Origin of the sequence: Streptomyces sp. NRRL B-1347 (assembly GCF_000720325.1) — a bacterium.
In the GTDB taxonomy this organism is placed as follows: domain Bacteria; phylum Actinomycetota; class Actinomycetes; order Streptomycetales; family Streptomycetaceae; genus Streptomyces.
The window spans coordinates 116285-138687 of sequence record NZ_JOJM01000011.1; the positions used below are offsets into that span (position 1 = coordinate 116285).

The 22403-nt window shown below is 72.0% G+C and carries 18 protein-coding genes; 6 read left to right on the forward strand and 12 right to left on the reverse strand.

All coding sequences use genetic code 11. The features are described from left to right. Window positions 1-11 precede the first annotated feature (11 nt). Both IG74_RS0113175 and rpe read right to left on the reverse strand, forming a co-directional pair. The gene (locus IG74_RS0113175) at window positions 12-1010 is read right to left on the reverse strand and encodes a sugar-binding transcriptional regulator (protein ID WP_234334323.1); all 999 of its coding nucleotides are present in this window, start codon (window positions 1008-1010) and stop codon (window positions 12-14) included. A 172-nt stretch (window positions 1011-1182) separates the two neighbouring features. Then, the gene (gene rpe, locus IG74_RS0113180; protein ID WP_030674810.1) at window positions 1183-1869 is read right to left on the reverse strand and encodes a ribulose-phosphate 3-epimerase; all 687 of its coding nucleotides are present in this window, start codon (window positions 1867-1869) and stop codon (window positions 1183-1185) included. 145 nt (window positions 1870-2014) lie between these two features. Between rpe and IG74_RS0113185 the strand changes: the two genes are divergently transcribed. Beyond that, complete coding sequence (locus tag IG74_RS0113185; RefSeq protein WP_051854843.1) at window positions 2015-4195, forward strand: MMPL family transporter; 2181 nt, start codon at window positions 2015-2017, stop codon at window positions 4193-4195. A 57-nt stretch (window positions 4196-4252) separates the two neighbouring features. Here IG74_RS0113185 and IG74_RS0113190 read toward each other — a convergent pair whose 3' ends face one another. Both IG74_RS0113190 and fmt read right to left on the reverse strand, forming a co-directional pair. Continuing rightward, complete coding sequence (locus IG74_RS0113190; protein ID WP_030674817.1) at window positions 4253-5722, reverse strand: RsmB/NOP family class I SAM-dependent RNA methyltransferase; 1470 nt, start codon at window positions 5720-5722, stop codon at window positions 4253-4255. A gap of 71 nt (window positions 5723-5793) precedes the next feature. Next, complete coding sequence (fmt, locus tag IG74_RS0113195) at window positions 5794-6738, reverse strand: methionyl-tRNA formyltransferase (protein ID WP_030674820.1); 945 nt, start codon at window positions 6736-6738, stop codon at window positions 5794-5796. Window positions 6739-7207: 469 nt separating this feature from the next. Here fmt and IG74_RS0113200 point away from each other — a divergent pair, with 469 nt between their 5' ends. Beyond that, the gene (locus IG74_RS0113200) at window positions 7208-7750 is read left to right on the forward strand and encodes a hypothetical protein (protein ID WP_030674823.1); all 543 of its coding nucleotides are present in this window, start codon (window positions 7208-7210) and stop codon (window positions 7748-7750) included. A gap of 557 nt (window positions 7751-8307) precedes the next feature. Here IG74_RS0113200 and IG74_RS0113205 read toward each other — a convergent pair. Continuing rightward, complete coding sequence (locus IG74_RS0113205; RefSeq protein ID WP_030674827.1) at window positions 8308-10458, reverse strand: primosomal protein N'; 2151 nt, start codon at window positions 10456-10458, stop codon at window positions 8308-8310. 236 nt (window positions 10459-10694) lie between these two features. Between IG74_RS0113205 and IG74_RS0113210 the strand changes: the two genes are divergently transcribed. The 4 genes from IG74_RS0113210 to IG74_RS0113225 all read left to right on the forward strand — a co-directional run bounded on the left by IG74_RS0113210 (window position 10695) and on the right by IG74_RS0113225 (window position 15844). Further along, the gene (locus IG74_RS0113210) at window positions 10695-11990 is read left to right on the forward strand and encodes a helix-turn-helix domain-containing protein (RefSeq protein WP_030674829.1); all 1296 of its coding nucleotides are present in this window, start codon (window positions 10695-10697) and stop codon (window positions 11988-11990) included. Window positions 11991-12002: 12 nt separating this feature from the next. Beyond that, the gene (locus tag IG74_RS0113215) at window positions 12003-12758 is read left to right on the forward strand and encodes a toll/interleukin-1 receptor domain-containing protein (protein WP_030674831.1); all 756 of its coding nucleotides are present in this window, start codon (window positions 12003-12005) and stop codon (window positions 12756-12758) included. Between the two features lie 77 nt (window positions 12759-12835). Then, window positions 12836-14707 carry a hypothetical protein gene (locus tag IG74_RS0113220; RefSeq protein WP_030674835.1) on the forward strand — a complete coding sequence of 624 codons (1872 nt, stop codon included), beginning with the start codon at window positions 12836-12838 and terminating at the stop codon, window positions 14705-14707. A gap of 51 nt (window positions 14708-14758) precedes the next feature. Then, the gene (locus tag IG74_RS0113225) at window positions 14759-15844 is read left to right on the forward strand and encodes a hypothetical protein (RefSeq protein WP_051854844.1); all 1086 of its coding nucleotides are present in this window, start codon (window positions 14759-14761) and stop codon (window positions 15842-15844) included. A 62-nt stretch (window positions 15845-15906) separates the two neighbouring features. On the opposite strand, the gene metK is transcribed toward IG74_RS0113225, so the two are convergent. The 7 genes from metK to IG74_RS0113260 form a co-directional block, all read right to left on the reverse strand. Next, on the reverse strand, window positions 15907-17121 hold the full coding sequence (gene metK / locus IG74_RS0113230) for a methionine adenosyltransferase (protein ID WP_030674843.1): 1215 nt from the start codon (window positions 17119-17121) through the stop codon (window positions 15907-15909). 309 nt (window positions 17122-17430) lie between these two features. Then, complete coding sequence (coaBC, locus tag IG74_RS0113235) at window positions 17431-18639, reverse strand: bifunctional phosphopantothenoylcysteine decarboxylase/phosphopantothenate--cysteine ligase CoaBC (protein ID WP_030674846.1); 1209 nt, start codon at window positions 18637-18639, stop codon at window positions 17431-17433. A 109-nt stretch (window positions 18640-18748) separates the two neighbouring features. Continuing rightward, the gene (rpoZ, locus tag IG74_RS0113240) at window positions 18749-19021 is read right to left on the reverse strand and encodes a DNA-directed RNA polymerase subunit omega (protein ID WP_005319902.1); all 273 of its coding nucleotides are present in this window, start codon (window positions 19019-19021) and stop codon (window positions 18749-18751) included. A 26-nt stretch (window positions 19022-19047) separates the two neighbouring features. Continuing rightward, a complete protein-coding gene (gene gmk, locus IG74_RS0113245; protein ID WP_030674851.1) occupies window positions 19048-19605 on the reverse strand; it encodes a guanylate kinase in 558 nt (185 codons plus the stop codon). A 61-nt stretch (window positions 19606-19666) separates the two neighbouring features. After that, entirely contained in the window at window positions 19667-19990 is a 324-nt protein-coding gene (locus IG74_RS0113250) for an integration host factor (protein WP_016638838.1), read from the reverse strand. 413 nt (window positions 19991-20403) lie between these two features. Beyond that, entirely contained in the window at window positions 20404-21246 is an 843-nt protein-coding gene (pyrF, locus tag IG74_RS0113255) for an orotidine-5'-phosphate decarboxylase (RefSeq protein WP_030674857.1), read from the reverse strand. Then, on the reverse strand, window positions 21243-22355 hold the full coding sequence (locus IG74_RS0113260) for a quinone-dependent dihydroorotate dehydrogenase (protein ID WP_030674862.1): 1113 nt from the start codon (window positions 22353-22355) through the stop codon (window positions 21243-21245). The genes pyrF and IG74_RS0113260 overlap by 4 nt, the downstream gene beginning before the upstream one ends. Window positions 22356-22403: the final 48 nt, after the last annotated feature.

Consider the following 22403-nt stretch of genomic DNA (forward strand, 5'->3'; position numbering starts at 1 on the left):
CGTCGCGCGGGTCAGCTCCCGTCCGGGTCCGCGCGGTCGAGCGCGGGCCGCGGCGCCGGACCCTCCTCCAGGAGGTGGTCGGCCGCCGCCGTGTCCGTGACCAGGCTGGTCACGAGCCCGGAGCGGAGCACCGCGTCGATGGCCGCGGCCTTGCGCTGGCCCCCGGCGATCGCGACGACCTCCGGGATGCGGCGCAGCCGGTCCGCCTCGACCGTGATGCAGCGCTCGCCGAGGTCGCGCCCGACCCGGCGGCCCTCGGCGTCGAAGAGGTGCGCGGACATCTCCGCGGCGACGCCGAGCGAGGCGTAGTGCGCCCGCTCCTCGTCCGTGAGCATGTCGTGCACCGTGGAGATGCCCGGCTCCCAGGAGCCGATGGACACCGCGGCGACCGTCACCTTGTCGAAGTACTCGAAGGCGCGGGCGATGCCCGTCTGGTGCCGCAGCGCGGCGGCCGTCGCCGCGTCCGGCAGGAGCATCGGCGCGTAGATGGGGTGGGCGTCGCCGCCGGAGACCTGGGCGGCGCGGCGCACGGCCTCGACGGAGCCGCGCTCCGCGGTGCCCGCGTCGTACACGCCCGTCAGCTGTACGACGGTGCACGGTGGCAGCGCTTCGAGCGCCGCCGCCATGTTGATGGTCGAACGGCCCCACGCGAGGCCGAGCACGTCGCCCTCGGCCACCAGCTCGCCGAGCAGTCCCGCCGCCACCTCGCCGAGGTTCTCCGGGTCGGGCGACTCGTCGACGTCGTCCGTGGACGACGGCGATTCGACGACGACGGCGTGCCGCAGGCCGTAGCGGGCGCGGAGCGCGTCGGAGCGCTCGGCGTCCAGCTCCGCGGGCACGCGGATCTCGATCCTTACAAGGTCCCGTTCGAGAGCGGTCTCCAGGACCCGGGCCACCTTGAAGCGGCTGACGCCGAACTCCTCGGCGATCTGGATCTTGGACTTGCCCTCGAGATAGAAGCGGCGGGCCATGGCCGCCGCCTGCACCAGCTCCGCGGGTCCCATCCGCATGGCTGACCGACCCGCCGACATGGCCGACACGGCGCTCTCCTCACTGCTCACTGCTGTTCACGACATTCGTACACCTGGATTCGCTGTTCATCCTCGCAGATCCGGCGTACTTGATCAGCCTCGATGGGCCGCGTTCACGTTCCCGTGGCCAAGCCGTTGGCCGAGCGGGGGCTCAGTGGCCGCACGCCCACCCGGCGGTCGCCGTCGTGGCCGCCGCCTGGGCGCGCAGGGCGCGGACCGCGTCGGCCGGGTCCTCGGCGCCGTACACGGCGGACCCGGCGACGAAGACGTCGGCGCCCGCCTCGGCGCACCGCTCGATGGTGGCGGCCGAGACCCCGCCGTCGACCTGGAGCCACAGGTCGAGGCCGTGCTTGCCGATGAGCTCACGGGTGCGGCGGATCTTGGGCAGCATGATGTCGAGGAAGGCCTGGCCGCCGAAACCGGGCTCGACCGTCATGATCAGCACCATGTCCAGTTCGGGCAGCAGGTCCTCGTAGGGCTCGATGGGCGTCGCGGGCTTGAGCGCCATGGCCGCGCGGGCGCCCTTGGCGCGGATCTCGCGGGCGAGCCGGACGGGCGCCGCGGCGGCCTCCGCGTGGAAGGTGACGGACCCGGCACCCGCTTCGACGTACTGCGGGGCCCAGCGATCCGGGTCCTCCATCATCAGATGGCAGTCCAGCGGCGTGTCCGTCGCACGGGCCAGGGACTCTACGACCGGCACCCCGAGCGTGAGGTTCGGCACGAAGTGGTTGTCCATGACGTCGACATGGAGCCAATCCGCGCCCTCGACGGCCTTCGCCTCCTCGGCGAGACGGGCGAAGTCGGCGGACAGGATGCTGGGGTTGATCTGCGGGGCCATGCCCCAAGCCTGCCATGCCCGGCGGTGGTTGCCCGCTCCGGTCCCGCCAAGGTGTGCGGGGCGGTCCCTCGCGCCCTCCCGCGCCCGCACGCCGCGTGCCATGCTGGCCGTCCACCGGCAGCGCGTGGGGCGGCAGGGGGCACCTATGCCAGGAACGCCGAGAACACAGCGCGACCAGCGGCGGCAGGGCCGTCGGGGGGTGGCGTGGCTGATCTGCGGGCCGCGCGTGAAGTGGCTGGTGCTCGTGTTCTGGCTGCTCGTCCTCGTCCTCGCGGCGCCGTTCGCCCAGAAGCTCGCCGACGAGCAGGACAACACCACCTCGTCCTGGGTGCCGCGGTCCGCCGAGTCCACCCAGGTCCTGGACGTCTCCGAGGAGTTCAGGCCCGAGACGATGCCGATGGTCGTCGTGTACGTGCGCGAGGACGGCCCCCTCACGGCCGCGGACCGCGAGCGCATCGACAAGGGCGTCGGCGGGGTCAAACAGCTGCGCTCCCACTGGATCCGCGGGGACGAGACCCGCGGCCCCGCCTTCGACAAGAAGGGCGACGACGCCCGCGCGGCCCAGGTGTACGTACCGCTCACGGTGAACAACGACACCTACAACGACCTGCCGGACGCCGTCGACGACGTGCGCGACGCGGTGGGCCGGAGCGCCGCGGGCCTGGACGTCTACGTCACGGGCCCGGCCGGGATCAACGCGGAGTTCTCGAAGGCCTTCGCCGACATCGACTCCACGCTCCTGCTCGCCGCGGGCGCCGTCGTCGTGGTGGCGCTCCTGATCACCTACCGCAGCCCGGTCCTCCTGCTGGTCCCCCTGTTCTCCGCGGTCGTCTCCCTGTTCGTCGCCCAGGCGCTGATCTACCTCCTGGCCGAGCACGCGGGCCTGACGGTCAACGGCCAGAGCTCGGGCATCCTCACCGTGCTCGTCTTCGGCGCGGGGACGGACTACGCCCTGCTCCTGGTCGCCCGCTACCGCGAGGAGCTGCGCCGCCACGAGGACCGGCACGAGGCGATGGCCCTCGCCCTGCACCGGGCGGGGCCCGCGGTCATCGCCTCCAGCGCGACGGTCGTCCTGAGCATGCTGGTGCTGCTCGTGGCCGAGATGAACTCCACGCGCGGCCTCGGCCCTGTCGCCGCGATCGGCGTGGGCATCGCGCTGCTGGTGATGCTGTCGCTGTTCCCGGCCCTGCTCGTGATCTGCGGCCGCTGGCTGTTCTGGCCGAAGATCCCGCACCACGGCTCCCCCGACCCCGCCGAGCAGGGCGTGTGGGCCCGCATGGGCCGCCGCATCGCGCGCCGCCCCCGCCTGACCTGGGTCGTGACCTCGGTGGTGCTCGCGGCCCTGGCCCTCGGCCTGACCCAGCTGCGCGCGGCGGGCGTCAGCAACGAGGACGCCTTCCTCGACAAGCCGAGCTCCGTCACCGGCCAGGAGGTCTCGGCGGAGTACTTCCCCGCGGGCAGCGGCGATCCCCTGGTCGTGGTCGCCGACAAGGCCAAGGCCGAGGACGTCGGCCGCGTCGTCAGCGGCACCCGCGGCGTCGACCCGGAGACGGTGGCCGTGCCGCCCGGCACGAAACCCGAACACGACGGCAAGGTCCTGTACGAGGCGACCCTCACGGACCCGTCCGACAGCGAGGCGGCCAAGGACACCGTCGAACGGGTCCGGGACGCCGTCCACGGCGTACCCGACGCGAACGCGAAGATCGGCGGCGGCACCGCCACGCTGCTGGACATGGACAAGGCCACGATTCACGACGACAAACTGGTCATCCCGCTCGTGCTCCTGGTGGTCCTGCTGATCCTCGCCGCACTGCTCCGGGCGGTCGTGGCACCGCTGCTCCTCATCGCCACCGTGGTCCTGTCCTTCTCCACGGCCCTCGGCATCAGCGCGCTCGTCTTCCGCCACGTCTTCGACTTCGCCGGCGAGTCGACGGACTTCCCGCTGTTCGTCTTCGTCTTCCTCGTGGCCCTGGGCATCGACTACAACATCTTCCTGACCACCCGCATCCGTGAGGACGCGGGCGTCCACGGCACCCGGCCCGGCGTCGTGACGGGCCTGGCCGCCACCGGGGCGGTCATCACCTCGGCGGGCCTGGTCCTCGCGGGCACCTTCGCCGTCCTCGGCACGATCCCGATGGTGGCCTTCGTCGAAGTGGGCTTCGCGGTCGCCCTCGGCGTCCTCCTGGACACCTTCATCGTCCGCTCGATCCTGGTCACCAGCCTGTTCCTGGACGTGGGCCCGAAGATCTGGTGGCCGCACGCGCTGGCCAAGGAACAGCCGAAGGAATCGAGCCCAGCGGGAGATTCAAACCCGTCCGGGGTGTGAGGACGAGCGCGCAGCGCGATCGACCGGGGCCCCGGGGGGGGGCGGAGCCCCCCCGGGTCACCCCGTACGCCGGATGACCGCCAAGTACATCGCGTCCGTACCGTGCAGATGAGGCCACAGCTGCACGTCGGGCCCGTCGCCGAGCGCCGCGACACCGGGGAACAGCGGCCGCGCGTCGACCAGCTCGGCGCCGCCGCCCCCCTGCTTGAGCACGTCGTCCACGACGGCCCGGGTCTCCGCGAGGTGCGGCGAACACGTGGCGTACCCCACGACGCCGCCCACGCGCACGGACTCCAGCGCCGTCCGCAGCAGCGACCGCTGCAACGGGGCGAAGCCGTCCAGGTCCTCCGGGCGCCGCCGCCACCGCGCCTCGGGCCGCCGCCGCAGCGCGCCGAGCCCGGTGCAGGGCACGTCCATGAGGACCCGGTCGAAGGTGCCGGGCCGCCACGGCGGACGCGTGCCGTCGGCAGCGATGACCTGGTACGGGCCGGGGTTCCCGGCGAGGGCCTGGCCCACGAGCCCGGCCCGGTGCGGCTGCTTCTCGGAGGCGAGCAGAACCGCCCCGCGCTCGGCGGCGAGCCCCGCGAGCAGCGCGGCCTTGCCGCCGGGCCCGGCGCACCCGTCGAGCCACTTCGTGTCGGGACCCTCGATCGGCACGTCGGCGAGCGCGCGGGCGACGAGCTGACTGCCCTCGTCCTGCACGCCGGCGCGCCCCTCGCGCACCGCGTCGATCCGCCCGGGCTCGCCGCCGTCGGCGAGCCGCACGGCGTACGGCGACCAGCGCCCCGGCACGGCGGCCTCGGTGCCGAGCGCGTAGAGCAGCTCGGCGGCCGTGGACCGGCCGGGCCGGGCCACGAGGGTCACCTCGGGCCGTTCGTTGTCGGCTTCGAGCAGGTCCTCGATCCCGGCCCTGCCGCCGCCGAGCGCGTCCCACAGCGCGGAGACGACCCATCGCGGATGCGAATGCACCACGGCGAGATGGTCCTCGGCGTCGTCGTCGTACGGCGGCGCGACCTTCTCCAGCCACCCGTCGAGGTCGTCGCCCGCGACCTTGCGCAGCACCGCGTTGACGAACTTGGCCCGCCCGTCGCCGAGCACCACGCGCGCCAGCTCCACCGAGGCGGACACGGCGGCGTGCGTGGGGATGCGGGTGCCGAGGAGCTGGTGCACGCCCAGGTTCAGCACGTCGAGGACAGGTGGGTCGACCTCGCGCAGCGGCCGGTCGATGCAGGCCGCGACGATCGCGTCGTACGTGCCCTGCCGGCGCAGCGTGCCGTAGACGAGCTCCGTGGCGAGGGCCGCGTCCCGGGCGTCGAAGTCGCCCTTCTCACGGGCCTTGCGCAGCAGCGGCGGAAGGACCAGGTTCGCGTACGCGTCGCGTTCGTCCACGGCCCGCAGCGCCTCGAAGGCGAGGAAGCGCACGGGGTCCTTCTGCGGGCGCCGGTAGGGCTTGTGGGGCCTGCCGGGCTTCCCGGACTTCCCGGGCTTGCCCTGGGTGCGGGGACGGCGGCTCGGCTGGTCGTTCAAAGGTGCTCCGCTGTGAGGATCCGACGTCCGCCAAGGCCGTCGGCCCGCTGCGGGCCGACGGACGGACCAGTTCAGCGTACGTCGCCCGTACCCAAGGTCTCACCCGGGGCGATCCGCACCCCGCGCGCCCAGTCGGCGGCGGCCATCGGCTTCTTGCCCTGCGCCTGCACCCACAGCAGCTCCACGGCGTACGAACCGGTGCCGACGTACAAGTTCTTCTTGCCGACGGAGAGCTCGCCGGGCGCGAGGTCGGTGCGGTCCGGCACCGGGACGGCTTGGATCAGCTTGAGGCGCTCGCCGCGGAAGACGGTCCAGGCGCCCGGCGCGGGGGTGCAGCCGCGCACCACGCGGTCCACGCGGAGCGCGGGCGTCGCCCAGTCGACGCGCGCGTCCTCGACGGTGATCTTCGGCGCGACGGTGACGCCGTCAGCGGGCTGTGGGAGGGCGCTCAGCGAGCCGTCCTCGATGCCGTCCATGGTCGCGGCGAGCAGCCCCGAACCCGCGAACGCGAGGCGGGTCAGCAGGTCACCGCTGGTGTCGGTGGACCGGATCTCCTCGGTGACCGTGCCGTACACAGGGCCGGAGTCCAGGCCCTCCTCGATCAGGAAGGTCGAGGCGCCGGTGATCTCGTCACCGGCCATGATGGAGTGCTGCACCGGGGCCGCGCCGCGCCAGGCGGGCAGCAGCGAGAAGTGCAGGTTGACCCAGCCGTGGGCGGGGATGTCCAGGGCCACCTTGGGCAGCAGCGCGCCGTAGGCGACCACCGGGCAGCAGTCGGGCGCGATCTCCCGGAGCCGGGCGAGGAACTCCTCGTCACGCGGCTTCGCGGGCTTGAGCACCTCGATCCCGGCCTCCTCCGCGCGCTCGGCGACCGGGCTCGCGATCAGCCTGCGACCGCGGCCCGCCGGGGCGTCGGGGCGGGTGACGACGGCGGCCACCTCGTGCCGGCCGGAGGCGATCAGGGCGTCCAGGGCGGGGACGGCGACCTCGGGGGTGCCTGCGAAGACCAGCTTCACTGGGTGCTACCTCGGATTTCTGGGAGTCTGCGGCGGCTGTCGGCGGCGACGCGCGTGCGGTGACGGCAGCTCACCAGTCTATGGGCCGCCGCGGTTCTCGCTGCTGGGGACGGCACACGAACCCTTTTGAGAACTTTTGAGGCCTTTTCAGATGACTTGACGGACTTGCCCGGAAAGGCAGTTCGACGAAAGAGCACGGGAGGCACTGGCGAGACACCGGGACGCGCCCTGGGGGCGTGCGCACCCCCGCGCGCCCTGCGCATATGCGGATACGCCCTGGGACCGTGACCCCTCACGACGTAGCGCGTTGGTCAAGACGAGGTTGACCGGAACGGGCCGCACACGCGGCCCTCTCCTCGTTCACCGCCATCCCCGTCGCTCCCCGTCACTTCCGCCCCTGCCCCGTCCCCCATCACCCCCACCACACCCCACACCCCGATCCCTCAACGCCGGTTCGAGAGGCTTGTTCATGGCCGACCACGCAACCCACGACGCCCAGGCACGGGCCAGCCTGCACCTCCTGGTACGGGACATCGAGCGGGTCCGCCGGCAGGTGGACGCACTGCGCACCCTCACCGCGCAGCTCGGCAACGTCTACCGGCCGCGTCGCTCCAGCCCCTCCGCGGGCTTCGTCGTGTACGGACGCGCACCCGCTCCGACCGTCCGCCTCGCCCAGGAACTGCGGGACAGCGTCGAGACGCTGGTCACCGCCGCGGTCGACTTCGACCGCTCGCTGGGCTTCTCGTGGGACGCGGTGGGCTCCGCGCTCGGCGTCACCAAGCAGGCGGTCCACCGCCGGTACGGCGCCCGCAGGACCACGGCACAGACCACGACGACCGCCGAGCCGGACCGCGCCGCCGAACCCTCCACCACGACCCGCACGGTCCCCGTGGGCACCCCCCTCCCCTCCGTCCCCGCGGCCCGCGCCATGCCGACCCAGCCGACGGCGGGCAGCCCCGGCCTCCGTGACGACGTCCGCCCTGGCGCCTTCCCCGGCCCGCGCAACGGCTGACGTCCACGATGCCCCCTGCCCGGGCCCGGGCAGGGGGCATCAGTGTGCCCCGCCGCCTTCGCACCCGGGCACCCTCGCCCCCTCGCGTCCCCGGGGCCTCGCTCCCCGGCACCCTCGCCGTCCTCGCCCCCTCGCGTCCGGGGGCCTCGCTCCCCGGCACCCGGGCGCCCCGACATCCTCGCGTCCCGGCGCTCTCGCACCCTCGCGTCCCTGTGTCCTCGCTCCCCGGCACCCGGCAATCCCGGCGTCCCGGCACCCTCGCACCCCGGCACCCCGGCGCCCTCGCACCCCAGCGCCCTCGCGCCTCGGCACCCGGGCGCCCCGACGTCCTCGCGTTCCGGCACCCCGCAATCCCGGCGTCCCGGCACCCTCGCGTCCTCACGCCCCGGCACCCCCGGCGTCCTCGCGCCCCGGCACCTGGGCGCCCCGACGTCCTCGCGCCCTCGCGTCCCGGCGTCCCGGCGTCCTCACGCCCTGCTGTCCTGTGACAGGACGGGCACCGGGCGCCGCGGACGGGCCCGGCGGGCCTCAAGAAACGCGGCCGGGGTGCCCGCAGGTCACCCGATGTCCGCCGGGTCGATCCGCACCCGCACCGCCTGCTGCGCCGCCACCCCGCGCGCCATCCGCGCGGCCTGCGCCGCCTTGAGGGCGCGGGCAAGGGCCGCGCCGCTGCCCGGGGGCACCCGCACCAGGGCGCGCTCCCACCGCTCCCCCGGCGGCGCGTCGCCGGGGCGGCGCGGGCGGCCCGGCTCGGTGGCGGGCACCGGCACGGGGCCGAGGACCTCGGCGTCCGGCGGCAGCTCCGCCTGGGCGAGGAACTCGGCGAGCGCCTCGGGAGCGCCCGTCACCGACGCCATCCGCGACACCGGCGGGAAGCCCAGCTCGGCCCGCTCCGACAGCTCGCGGACCGCGTGCCCGACCGGATCCCACCGGACCAGAGCCTGCACCGGCCGCAGCGTCGGCTCGGCGACGACCACCACCGTGCCGCCCGCGCCCTGGTCCCGCACCAGCGCGGCGGCGCCGATCCACCGCCGCAGCGCGTCCTCGCCCGCGCGCAGGTCCGGCCGGCCGAGCATGGCCCAGCCGTCCAGGAGCAGCGCGGCCGCATAGCCCCCCTCTGCCACGGGCTCCGCCCCCGGCGTGCTCACGACCAGGGCGGGCGCCCCGCCCACCGTGTCGAGCACCTGCTCGCGCCCCGACGTCCGTACCGGCACCGCGGGAAACGCCCGCCCCAGCTCCTCGGCGGTCCGCCGCGCGCCCACGACCTGCGCCCGCAGCCGGAAGCCACCGCACTCGGAGCAGTGCCAGGCCGCCTCGTCCCGACCGCACCAGCCGCACACCAGGGCTCCGGCGTCCCGCGCCTCCAGGGGCCCCGCGCAGTGCCGGCACCGCGCGGGCTCCCGGCACCGCTCGCACGCGAGCCGCGGTACGTACCCGCGCCGGGGCACCTGCACGAGCACCGGGCCGTGCTTCAGGCCGTCCCGGGCGATCTGCCAGGCCAGGCTCGGCAGCCGGGCGGCCCGGGCGGCCTCGTCGCGCGCGAGGTCGCCGTCCCCCACGGTCCGCACCAGCGGCGCCGCGGCCCGCACCTGCTCCCGGTCGGCCACCACGGGCACCGCCCAGCCGCTCTCGACGAGCTGCGCGGCCTCGACCGTGCAGCCCCAGCTGCCCAGCAGGAAGGCGCACCGGTCCCGCGACGCACGGAGCTCCAGGACCTCGCGCACATGGGGGAACGGCGCGTTGTCGTCCCCGTGGCTGGCGTCGCCGTCGTCCCAGACAACCACGAGACCCAGGTTCCGCACCGGCGCGAACATGGCGGCCCGGGTCCCGACCACGGCCCGGACGGCACCGCGCCGCACGGCCAGCCACTCCCGGTACCGCCGCTCCGGCCCCGCGTCGGCGGTGAGCAGCGCGTGCTGCCCCTCGCCGAGCAGCGCCCGCAGCGCGGCGTCCACCCGAGCCGCGGGCCGCCCGGCGGGCACGACGACGAGCGCGCCGCGCCCCGAAGCCAGCGTCGCCCGCACGGCCCGGGCGATCTCCTCGGCCCACAGCGGCCCCGGCAGCGCGGTCCACACGGCCCGGGGCGCCCCGCCCGCGGCGAGCGCGGCCACGAACTCGGGCCCGCGCGCATACCGCCGCCACGACCCGGCGTCCGGCGCGGAAGGCGGCCCGGGGGCGGGCGGCGAAGGACGCCCCTCGGCCCGCCCGTGCCGGGGCGGAACCGCCAGCTGCAACACGTCCGCGAGGCTGCCCGCGTAGCGGTCGGCCACGGCCCGGGCGAGCCCGAGCAGCTCCTCGTCGAGCACGGGCTCGGGCGACACGACCTGGGCGATGGCGGCCAGCGGCCCGCTGTAGTCCGAATCGGCGACGCGCTCGACCAGGAAGCCGTCGATCAGGCCGCCGCCCTCGCGCCGCCCCTCGCGCACGTTCCGCGAGCCGGCGCCGAAGCGTACGCGCACCCGCACTCCGGGCTGCGCCTGCTCGTCCAGCTCCGCCGGCACCGCGTAGTCGAAGTACCGGTCGAGGTGCAGCACGCCCTTGTCCACGACGACCCGCGCCACCGGCAGCTCCTTGGCGAGCTCGGCCCCCCGCCACGTCCGCGGCTTGGCCTTCGGCGCCTTCGCCTTCCGCACGCTCTCCCGAATGAGCGCAAGCTGCTCCGGCACGTCACCCGCCGCCCCGCCACCTGACCCGTTCTCGCTGCTCACAGCCAAATTCCTACCAGACGGGTCGGACAACCGACGGTGGCGGGACACCGGGCCCGGCCGCACCGCACACGGGCATCACCTGGCCGATTTCGCTTTCTCGACACTCGGTGAGAGGTCGGCTTCCCTCCGGATGAGGAAACGGGAAACGCTCCATTCGCCTTGTTCGGCCCCGGTCGGCTGCCAGACGCTGAATCCCGGCGCTCACCGCTGTCGGCCGGAGAGTGACGGAGGTTGAAGTGCCGGAAGAGACACGCAATTTCGGACGGGAACTGCGCAGGTGGCGCTTGGACGCCGGGCTCTCCTTGGAGCAGCTCGGTCAGCGCGTGCACTACAGCAAGAGCCAGCTCAGCAAGGTCGAGCGGGGACTCAAACGCCCCACAGTCGAACTGGCACGACTGTGTGACGCCCAGCTCAAGGCCGACGGCGCGCTCGCCGACCTGATCCCGGCCCACCCGCCCCTTCCTTCTCCGGTCAGTCCGGATCACGACAGTGAGGTGTGGTTGATGCACGTGGACAAGGACGGCTCAAGCAACATCCAGAGGATGACGCGCCGCCGAGCGATCTCTGCAGGGGCCGCATCCGCCTTGGCGCTGCAGGTGAGCGAGGGTCTGGTCACTCCACCGCCCGACGAGGCGGCGGCGACGGTCGTGGACGCCGCCCGATTGATCTTCGACCAACTCCGACGGCTCGGCCAGGCTTCTGGTCCCGCGGGAGTTCTGCCCGCCCTCGCCGCCCAGGCGCACAGCCTCGAGCAGTTGGCCACGCACGCGGGTCCTCGTACGCGACGAGCCCTACTGCTCATCGCGTCACGCTACGCCGAGTACGCGGGCTGGATGGCGCAGGAGTGCGGCAAGGACGCCATGGCCCGCTGGTGGACCGAGCGAGCCGCGCGGCTCGCTGACGTCGGCGATGACCCTGACCTGGCGACCTACGCGCACGTCCGGCACTCGCTCATCAGCCTGTACCGAGGTGACGTCGCAGAGTCCGGCCAGCTAGCCGAGCAAGCGCTGCGCAGCGACGCGTCCGCGCGCGTTCGCGGCCTCGCCGCGCAGCATCTCGCGCAGAGCGCCGCCGTCGCGGGTGACTACACGGCCTGCATGCGCAGTCTCGATCGCGCCCGCGAACTGCTGGAGCGGGACGTGACCGATCCCGCCCAGCCGGTACTCGGCACCTCACACCTGCCGGACGTGGTGTCGATGTTCACCGGCTGGTGCCTGTACGACCTCGGCCGCCCGGCGCAGGCAGCGGCTCTGCTCGACACGGAGACCGCCCGCATTCCCTCACATGCATTCCGGACTCGCGGCCGACACAACGTCCGGCGCGCACTCGCTCACGCGGCGGCGGGCGAGGTCGACCATGCCTGCGCGATCGCGTCCGAAGCCCTGACGTCCGTGAGTCTCACCCGCTCCTCAACGGTGACAGCCGACCTGCGCCGGCTGTCCCACACGCTCGGCCGCCACCGCGACCGGCCCTCGGTACGTGCCCTCGCTCCTGATCTGGCCGACGCGATCGCCTGTACGACCGCTTCCTAGAGAGGACCAGCCATGCATGAGATCTTCATAAGCTTCCGCACCAAGGGCGGCAAAGAGCTCGCCTACATGTGCCAGCAGGCGCTGGCGGACAGGTTCGGACCCGACAGCGTCTTCTTGGCCGGCGGCTCCATCGGGGTCGGAAGCGACTTCACTCAGGCAATACCCCAGGCGGTACGCCGGAGCCGGGTGCTGCTCGTGATCGTCGACGAGCACTGGCTCGATGCACCGGACCGCAAGCATCCGGGCAGGCGTGCCCTGGCCGATCCACAGGATTGGGTGCGCCGCGAGATCGAGGAAGCCTTCGATTCAGGGGTGCTCGTCGTGCCCGTCCTGGCGTCGGGCAAGCTGGAACAGCTCGTCCCTCATCGCCTTCCCAAAGCCATCGCTCAGCTCGCGGTGTGCCAGTACGCGCGCGTCCAACTGCGCACCTTCGCGACGGACCTGGCGAGCCTCGGCGACCGCCTGGTGCAGCAGGTTCCCGGTCTGGCCGCGATGGACAGGCAGGGGCCGCCCCGGAGCAGTGGCGAGCCCGAGGAAGGCGCCAGTGTCCGCAACGAGCGTCAGAGCGGTGGCATCGGCCACGTCGGCGGCTCGGTCGGGACGTTCGTCGGTGAATCCCACAGCCCCATGCACACCGGAAGCGGCGACATGGTCCACAACAACCACGAGAACGGCGACGGCACCACCTACTACACGGGGGACAACGGCGTCATCCGTCAGCAGTTCGGCCCTCGGGCCCGCCGCACGCGCAGGCAAGGCGACCGATGACGGAGAGCGTCGGCACGTACGTCCACGAATCCCATGGCTCGGTACACGGAGGCGAAGGACCTCAGTACAACTTCTACGTGGCAGCGGCCGCGGCCACGTCGCGCCTCCGCGACCAGGCGGGCAGACGGCCACACACCATTTCCCAGACCGACCGCGTCCACCTCTACCAGCGCTTCGTGGACCCACCGCACTTCACGAGGGTCCGCGAGGTGCTGCGAGAAGCACGTGTCGTCCTGCTCGACGGCCCACCCGGCAGCGGTCGGCGCGCGGCAGCTCTGATGCTGTTGCACCAACTACCGGACTCGCAGGGAAGCCTCCACGAACTACCCGACACCCTGGACGACTCCGCCGCTTCCGTCTTCGATGCCCGCGAGGTCAGCACCGGTGACCGGCTGCTGCTGGACCTGTCGGAAGCGGAGGAGGCACGGTACGTCGAGATGCAGCGCCATCTCTTCGCCTTCCGCGATCGCCTCAGCCCGCTCGACGCCCATCTCGTCGTGGTGCTACCGCACCACCTCGGCTATCTGCTGCGCGACGACCTCAGACACCTCAGCGCTGAAATCGGCCGCCCCAACAGCAGGCGCGTGCTCGCCAGGCACCTGCGATGCGAGGACATAGAGCCCACTCCGACCGACCTCGATAGCCCAGAGCTCGTGTCCTACCTGGCCCGCGCGCCCCTGCACAAGGTGGCGGCCCTCGCCGACGGGATCAGGCGGCACCGCGACACCGATGGGGCGAGTCAGCGCTTCCCTCAGTGGCTCGCTGCGGCCCTGGCCGACGAGCACGACCAGGCCGGTCGTGTCGCCGCGGACATCGCCGCCGAGGAAAGCGGGCGGCGGCGGGCACTGCTGCTGTCCCTCGCCATGTTCCACGGCTCACCGCCGAGCACCGTTCTGCACGCCACGAACGCCCTGCTCAAAGTCTTGAGCCATCCGCACGACGAGACTCCTCGGCTGAATCGCACGGACCTGTACGCGGAATTCACCGCCATCCGCGCCGAGGTCGACGCCGACGGCCGCGTGTGCTTCGCCCTGCCCGGCTATGACAGCGCCGTCCGCGACCACTTCTGGACGTACATGCCGGACGTCAGACGGCAGCTGCGCGACTGGTTCCAGGACTGCATGTCCTCGCCTGGCCTCCGGCCCGCCGAGCGGAAGGCGGCCGTCGCCCGGTTCGCCGAACAGGGCCTGCGATGTCAGCGCCCGGAGGACCTCAGAGCCCTCGTGGAGCGGTGGACACGCACCGACGCGGCTGTGCGTTACGTACCGGACGCGGCCCAACTCCTGGCGCTTGGTCTCTCCGATGACCTGCACGGGCGCTACTTCCGCCAACAGATCTACGACTGGTCCACGGCGGCGGACACGAACGAAGGGCTGAGGCACGTCCTCGTACTGGTCTGTTCGGAGTCCATGGCGCCCACCCACCCAGACCAGGCTCTGGTACGACTCCATCACCTGGCGCGCCGAGGGAAGGTCCGAACCGGCGCGGCCGCCCAGGAGGCGGTTCTGTCGCTGGCCCGCTCCGAGAATCGTCTCTATGAGCTGATGCTCAATCGGCTGAGTGCGGACAAGGACCAGCGCACGTGGGCGGCCAGGGACAGCGCCTTGTTCCTCGCGCTCGCCGATCCCATTCGCCGCATCCACTCCCCGCGTGTCCGCGCGCTGCTGATTCATGGGTGGTCGGCAACGCTGCGCCATCCGGACGAATGGTGGGCCGAGCACGTGTCCCACTGGCTCAGCGCGTGCCTCGAGTACGCCGAGCATCGCGATCACGTGCTTGAGGTCCTGGCGACTGCCTGCGCTTCGGACTCCCGCACGGCGGGGCGCCTCTACCGAGCCGCGCGGGTGTGGCAACGCGCGGCTGACCGAGCCGTCGCCGATCGCGCGGACACCGTTCACCGCCTGCTACACGCAATCGATACCCAGCAGGGCATCGAGTCGTACTCATAAGCCATCTGACTCGGACATCGGGGGTTCACGATGAGTTCCGGCCAGAAGACCATGACGCTGTTCGTCACTGTCATTTTGGGGCTGATCTTTGTCATTCTCGGCTTGAGCACGAGCTGGCCCCTCTGGGCTTGGCCCGCGACAGCCGTACTCTTGCTCGTCATCACGGCCGCTACCCACAAAGCCCTCAGCCGAGGCGCCGACGAGCTGCTGTCCACCGCAGTCTCTGGTCTCCAGCCTGAGCTCTTCACACCGGAGCGTCCTGAGCGGCGCGTCACACATGTAGCGCTGCCGAGCGCCACCCCTGACTACGACTTCTCATTCGCCGCGACCGTTCTCTGGAGCGAGCTGGAAGCCCCGGAGGAGGCCCCGGTCATCAACCCCGCAGGCCTGGCGGTCGACGCCATCCTTCAACGGGCACGGCAGCACACGGAACGGCAGCCGCCCACTCGAAGCGCATTCGTGCAGCATCAGCTCAACGGGGCACTGGGCATCATGCGCATGGACCCGACAGGCCGTGTGCTGGCCATGGCCCAGGACGTATCGCTGAGCCTGCCGGAGCAGGATCGTGAGCGCCTGGGCAAACTCTCCGACGTCCGCAAGGACGAAGACGTCTGGGAACACGAGCGCAACTACGAGCGCAGCAAGCGGACCTATCTCGGCAATGACGTGCTGAAGGACACGGGCAGCGCTGTCGTCTGGTGGCTCTCGCGCAACGACGAGGAGGTCGAAGGGACCGTCGATCGGATCGGGCTTCTGGCCCGCCTGTCGGCAGCGGCGAACAACGACGCCGTTCTGCCTCCCTTCGATCACCTCGTACCGCAGCCCCGTCCCGTCGTCGAACCGATCGAGTCCGACAGCGAGCAGCAGCCCTCCACCGACTGGGCCGACGCCTCGATTCCCTACGGAGCCGGAACGAGCCGTGGTTCGACGGACACGGACACGGTCGACGCCTTCCTGAAGTGGTTCGACATCTCCCCTGACGCCCCGGAGCACGACATGTTCATTGAGCGGCTCATCAACCTTGCCCGCGCCCATGACAAGCCCGACGTCATTGACGACATCCGGCGGCGCTTCGGGCCTCATGAACCCGACGAGCCCGACGGCGGCGTGTCGATGCCGACGGATTCTGACGACTGACGCGCCGAGGCCCGGCACCCCCGTTGAGGGGCACCGGGCCTCGGCGAGCAAGCGGCAGGAAGTCAGCTCTCCAAACCGGCGGCCGTCCGCAGCGCGTCCACGCGGTCCGTCTTCTCCCACGTGAACTCCGGCAGCGCGCGGCCGAAGTGGCCGTACGCGGCGGTCTGGGAGTAGATCGGGCGGAGCAGGTCGAGGTCGCGGATGATCGCGGCCGGGCGGAGGTCGAAGACCTCGCTGATGGCCTGCTCGATCTTGTCCGTGTCGATCGTGTTGGTGCCGAAGGTCTCGACGAACAGACCGACGGGCTCGGCCTTGCCGATGGCGTAGGCGACCTGGACCTCGCAGCGCGAGGCGAGGCCCGCGGCCACCACGTTCTTGGCGACCCAGCGCATCGCGTACGCCGCCGAACGGTCCACCTTGGACGGGTCCTTGCCGGAGAAGGCACCGCCGCCGTGGCGGGACATGCCGCCGTAGGTGTCGATGATGATCTTGCGGCCGGTCAGGCCCGCGTCACCCATCGGGCCGCCGATCTCGAAGCGGCCGGTGGGGTTGACCAGGAGGCGGTAGCCCTCGGTCTCCAGCTTGATGCCGTCGTCGACCAGGGCCTTGAGCTCCGGCTCCACGACGAACTCGCGGATGTCGGGGGCGAGGAGCGACTCCAGGTCGATGTCCGACGCGTGCTGCGAGGAGACGACGACCGTGTCGAGACGGACGGCCTTGTCGCCGTCGTACTCGATGGTGACCTGGGTCTTTCCGTCGGGGCGCAGGTAGGGGATGGTGCCGTTCTTGCGCACCTCGGAGAGGCGGCGCGAGAGGCGGTGCGCGAGGTGGATCGGGAGCGGCATCAGCTCCGGGGTCTCGTCGCAGGCGTAGCCGAACATCAGGCCCTGGTCACCGGCGCCCTGCCGGTCGAGCTCGTCCTCGTCGCCCTCGACGCGGCTCTCGTACGCCGTGTCGACGCCCTGCGCGATGTCAGGGGACTGCGCGCCGATGGACACCGAGACGCCACAGGAGGCGCCGTCGAAGCCCTTCTTGGAGGAGTCGTATCCGATCTCGAGGATCTTCTCGCGCACCAGCTGCGCGATCGGCGCGTACGCCTTGGTCGTGACCTCACCGGCGACGTGCACGAGGCCGGTGGTGATGAGCGTTTCGACGGCGACCCGGGACGTCGGGTCCTCACGCAGAAGCGCATCGAGAATGGTGTCGCTGATCTGGTCAGCGATCTTGTCGGGGTGACCCTCGGTCACGGACTCCGAGGTGAAGAGACGGCGGGACACATCGCTCCCTGTGGTTGCAGCGGCTGCTGGCTGATCATTGATGGACGGGCCGAGAGCTGCGCTCGACGACGTCCGAGACCAGTTTATCGGTCACACACGGCCGCATGGCCACCTCTCTCGTCAGAAGCGAGGCCTGTGACCTGCGGCACTGCATTGTGCGATACGACGATCGGTCTCCACCAGAGGGCTCAAGGCCCACATTTGGCGGGTTTAGGGTGGGTTTAGAGAGGCCAGAGGGGCGCATGGTGCGCCGGGGGCCGATTCCCGCCATCGGTCCGGCCACGATCCGGACCGATGGCTTCAGGCGTGTTACGACCGGTCAAGACGCGGTACGACCAGATCCCACACCGTGTCGGCGAGATCGTCCTTGGGCCCGTACGGCACCGGCGTCTCGCTGCCGTCGGCACCGAGGACCACGGCCTCGTTCCGCTCAGAGCCGAACGTCTTGCGCTCGCCGACTTCGTTCACTACGAGCAGATCGCAGCCCTTGCGGGCGAGCTTGGCCCGGCCGTTGGCCAGCACGTCGTCCGTCTCGGCCGCGAAGCCGACGACGACCTGTCCGGGGCGCGGGCGGTCGCCCGAGAGCTCGGCGAGGACGTCCGGATTGCGGACGAGGGTCAGGGGGGCCGGGTCCTCGCCGTCCTGCTTCTTGATCTTTCCGGTGGCGTACGCGGCCGGGCGGAAGTCGGCCACGGCGGCGGCCATCACCACCGCGTCGGCGTCGGCGGCCGCCTTCAGGACGGCCTCGCGGAGCTGTACGGCGGTGCCCACGGGCACGATGTCGACGCCCGCCGGGTCCGGCAGCGCGGTGTTCGCCGCGACGAGCGTGACGCGGGCCCCGCGCGCGGCGGCGCTGCGGGCGAGGGCGTAGCCCTGCTTGCCGGAGGAGCGGTTGCCGAGGAAGCGCACCGGGTCGAGGGGCTCGCGGGTGCCGCCCGCGCTGACGACGACGTGCCGGCCCGCGAGGTCCTGGGCGGCCGTCCCGCGCGCGAGGACGCGGCGTACGACGTCGAAGAGCTCGGCGGGCTCGGGGAAGCGCCCCTTGCCGGTGTCGACGCCGGTGAGGCGGCCGACGGCCGGCTCCACGACGAGGGCGCCGCGGCGGCGCAGCGTGGCGACGTTCTCCTGGGTGGCCGGGTGCTCCCACATCTCGGTGTGCATCGCGGGTGCGAAGACCACCGGACAGCGGGCCGTGAGGAGCGTGTTCGTCAGCAGGTCGTCGGCGAGGCCGTGGGCGGCCTTGGCCAGCATGTCGGCGGTGGCGGGCGCCACGATCACCAGGTCGGCGTGCTGCCCGATGCGCACGTGCGGCACCTCGTGGACGTCGGACCAGACCTCGGTGGAGACGGGGTGGCCGGACAGTGCCGACCAGGTCGCGGCGCCGACGAAGTGCAGCGCGGAGTCGGTCGGCACGACGCGCACGTCGTGACCGGACTCGGTGAGCCGGCGGAGCAGCTCGCACGCCTTGTAGGCGGCGATGCCACCGCTGACCCCCAGAACGACCTTCGGCTTGTCCACCGTGCCTCCCCGCACTCGGTTGCGCGACCGCTGCGGCGCGCGTACGACTCCATGACACACCACAGGCCCGGCAGGTGCTCTGCCGGGCCTGTGGTGAACGTATGACTGCTTACTGCGCCGGGCCCTCGATGGCCTCGGACGTCAGCAGGCCGGCGTTGATCTCGCGGAGCGCGATCGACAGCGGCTTCTCGTGCACGTGGGTGTCCACGAGCGGGCCCACGTACTCGAGGAGGCCCTCACCGAGCTGCGAGTAGTACGCGTTGATCTGACGGGCGCGCTTGGCGGCGTAGATCACCAGGCTGTACTTCGAGTCGGTGGCCTCGAGCAGCTCATCAATCGGCGGGTTGATGATGCCCTCGGGCGCGGTGATGGAAGAGGACACTCTCTGCCTTCCGAAGGGGGTGAAGATCAAACAACTTTCATCAAGGCTAGCAGCTCGCGCGCTACGTCCTCGACCGAGGTGTTGACCAGGGTGGTGTCGAATTCGGGCTCCGCGGCCAGCTCCACGCGCGCGGCCTGGAGCCTGCGCTCGATCACCTCGGCCGCCTCGGTGCCGCGCCCGGTGAGGCGCCGCACCAGCTCGTCCCAGCTCGGCGGGGCGAGGAAGACCAGCTGGGCGTCGCCCATGGACTCCCGCACCTGCCGGGCGCCCTGGAGGTCGATCTCCAGGAGGACGGGCTCGCCCGCCTCCAGGCGGTCCATGACCGCGCGACGGGGCGTGCCGTAGCGGTTGCCCGCGAATTCCGCCCACTCCAGGAGCTCACCATTGGCGATCAGCTTGTCCATTTCCTCGTCGGAGACGAAGAAATAGTGCACACCATGGCGCTCGCCGGGGCGCGGCTTGCGGGTCGTCGCCGAGACCGAGAGCCAGACCTCGGGGTGTTCCTTGCGCATATGGGCGACGACCGTGCTCTTGCCGACCCCGGAGGGGCCGGAGAGCACGGTCAGCCGCGGACGTTCACTCATGCAGCGATTATCCAGGTTCTCAGAGGTGCCTGAGACCAGGTTCCCGGACGGCGCGGAGCCGTCAGGCGCCGCTGCCGCCGAACTCGCGCTCCAGGGACGCGATCTGGTTGGAGCCAAGACCGCGCACGCGGCGGCTCTCGGAGATGCCGAGGCGCTCCATGATCTGCTTGGCGCGGACCTTGCCCACGCCGGGCAGCGACTCCAAGAGGGCGGAGACCTTCATCTTGCCGATGACGTCGTTCTCCTGGCCCTGCTTGATGACCTCGTGAAGGGAGGCGCCGGAGTGCTTGAGTCGATTCTTGACCTCGGCCCGCTCCCGGCGAGCCGCGGCGGCCTTTTCGAGCGCGGCTGCGCGCTGTTCAGGGGTAAGGGGCGGAAGAGCCACGCCTACGTCACCTCGAAGATCGAACTGTCGGATACGGACCGGTGAGGAACCTAGTCGCCCCACACCAGGGGAGCAACGTGCAACGCGCTTGCCCGTTGGCTCTGGTCGGAGACTAGCGGCCATGGCCGCCTGAGTCAGCGAGAACAAGCGAAAAGTCCAGGTCAGCCTCTGTTGAGCCGGGCATATCGGGCAATTCACCCCTGTTTTGGCCGGGTGTCGTGTAAGCAACGCGTCAGTTCGGCGGGCTGATGCCGTCGGTGCACGACGTACGCGGAACGTCCACGGGGCCGAATGCGGAACACAAACGTGGCCGAGGAACGACCTTTCGCCAGGTCGCCCGCCGGGTCGGACACGCGTCCGCCCCGGGACCGGAAGGACCGGTCCCGGGGCGGACGCCAGGAGCTCGGGGCGGGCTAGCCGCCGACCGCCTGCCGCACCTCGTCGGCGAAGCGCGCGGCGGCCGCGCGCAGCGCCCCGGCGTCGGGGCCCGCCTTGAGCACGCCGCGGCTCACGTTCGGGACGACGTTGCGCACGGCCGCGCCGAAGACGCGGGGCAGGTCCGCGGGCGTCGCGCCCTGCGCCCCGATGCCGGGGGCGAGCAGCGGCCCGTTGATGTCCAGGTCGAAGGACGACAGGTCGCCGAGCGTGGCGCCGACCACCGCGCCGAACGACCCCATGGGCGCGGCCTCGGCGTTCTCGCGCGCGAGGTGGCCCAGCATGGTCGCGCCGATGGTGCGGCCGTCGGCCCGCTCGGCGCGCTGCACCTCCGCGCCCTCGGGGTTGGACGTCAGGGCGAGCACGAAGAGCCCCGAGCCGCTCTCCCGGGCGAGGTCGACGGCGGGCCGCAGGGACTCGTACCCGAGGTACGGTGAGACCGTCAGGGCGTCCGAGAACAGCGGCGCGTCCGGGTGCAGGAAGGCCTCGGCGTACGCGGCCATGGTGGAGCCGATGTCGCCGCGCTTGGCGTCCATGACGACCAGGCCCCCGGCGGCGCGCAGCTCCGCGACGGCCCGCTCCAGGACGGCGACGCCGCGCGAGCCGAAGCGCTCGAAGAACGCCGCCTGCGGCTTGAAGACGGCGACCTGGTCGCCCAGGGCCTCCACGACGGTGCGTGTGAAGGTCTCCAGGCCCTTGATGTCGTCATCCAGGCCCCACGCCGCCAGGAGCGAGGCGTGCGGGTCGATGCCGACGCAGAGCGGGCCGCGGGTGTCCATGGCGTGGCGCAGCCGCGCGCCGAAGGGTTCCTGGTGGCTCATGCGGCGGGGGCCTTTCGGGTGTCGGCGCCGATCGCTTCGGCGAGCGTGGCGTACGGGGAGGTGGCGAGCCGCGCGGCGAGGCCCTTGTGGATCCCGCGCGCCCAGAACGGGCCCTCGTAGATGAACGCGCTGTAGCCCTGCACCAGGGTCGCGCCCGCGAGGATGCGCTGCCAGGCGTCCTCGGCGTTCTCGACGCCTCCGACGCCCACCAGGGTGATCCGGTCGCCCACGCGCGCGTAGAGGCGGCGCAGCACCTCCAGGGAGCGCTCCTTGAGGGGCGCGCCGGACAGGCCGCCGGTCTCCTTGACGAGCTCCGGGTCGGAGGTCAGGCCGAGGCCCTCGCGCGCGATGGTCGTGTTCGTGGCGATGATGCCGTCGAGGCCGAGCTCCACGGCGAGGTCGGCGACCGCGTCGACGTCCTCGTCGGCCAGGTCGGGCGCGATCTTGACGAGCAGCGGGACGCGGCGGCCATCGACGCTGCGGTCGGCGGCCTCGCGCACGGCGGTGAGCAGGGGCCGCAGCGACTCGGTGGCCTGGAGGTTGCGCAGGCCGGGCGTGTTCGGCGAGGACACGTTGACGACGAGGTAGTCGGCGTGGCGGGCCAGGCGCTCGGTGGACTTCACGTAGTCGGCGGCGGCCTCGGCCTCCGGCACGACCTTGGTCTTGCCGATGTTGACGCCGACGACGGTCCTGAAGACCGCCTCGCGGGCCGCGAGGCGCTCTGCGACGGCCGCCGAGCCGTCGTTGTTGAAGCCCATGCGGTTGATCAGGGCGCGGTCCTCCACGAGGCGGAAGAGCCGCTTCTTGGGGTTGCCGGGCTGCGGCTCGCCGGTGACCGTGCCGATCTCGATGTGGTCGAAGCCGAGCATGGCCATGCCGTCGATCGCGGCGGCGTTCTTGTCGAACCCGGCGGCGAGCCCGAAGGGGCCGTGCATGCGCAGGCCGAAGGCCTCGGTGCGCAGCTCCTTGTGGCGGGGGGCGAGGGCGGCGGCCACGAAGGTCCGCAGGACGGGGATGCGCGCGGCGAGGCGGATCCAGGCGAAGGCGAGGTGGTGGGCCCGCTCGGGGTCCATGCGCCGGAAGACGAGCCGGAAGAAGAATGCGTACATGCTGGTGTCCTCATGAGGAGGGGGACACCGGATCCGGTGTCCCCCTCG

Bases quoted from the DNA above. Each gene is read 5' to 3' on its own strand.
- IG74_RS0113225 (WP_051854844.1), top strand. From the start codon at position 14,759: ATGACGCTGTTCGTCACTGTCATTTTGGGGCTGATCTTTGTCATTCTC.
- gmk (WP_030674851.1), bottom strand. From the start codon at position 19,605: ATGAGTGAACGTCCGCGGCTGACCGTGCTCTCCGGCCCCTCCGGGGTC.
- IG74_RS0113175 (WP_234334323.1), bottom strand. From the start codon at position 1,010: ATGCGGATGGGACCCGCGGAGCTGGTGCAGGCGGCGGCCATGGCCCGC.
- IG74_RS0113215 (WP_030674831.1), top strand. From the start codon at position 12,003: ATGCATGAGATCTTCATAAGCTTCCGCACCAAGGGCGGCAAAGAGCTC.
- rpe (WP_030674810.1), bottom strand. From the start codon at position 1,869: ATGGCCCCGCAGATCAACCCCAGCATCCTGTCCGCCGACTTCGCCCGT.
- IG74_RS0113200 (WP_030674823.1), top strand. From the start codon at position 7,208: ATGGCCGACCACGCAACCCACGACGCCCAGGCACGGGCCAGCCTGCAC.
- IG74_RS0113185 (WP_051854843.1), top strand. From the start codon at position 2,015: ATGCCAGGAACGCCGAGAACACAGCGCGACCAGCGGCGGCAGGGCCGT.
- pyrF (WP_030674857.1), bottom strand. From the start codon at position 21,246: ATGAGCCACCAGGAACCCTTCGGCGCGCGGCTGCGCCACGCCATGGAC.
- IG74_RS0113260 (WP_030674862.1), bottom strand. From the start codon at position 22,355: ATGTACGCATTCTTCTTCCGGCTCGTCTTCCGGCGCATGGACCCCGAG.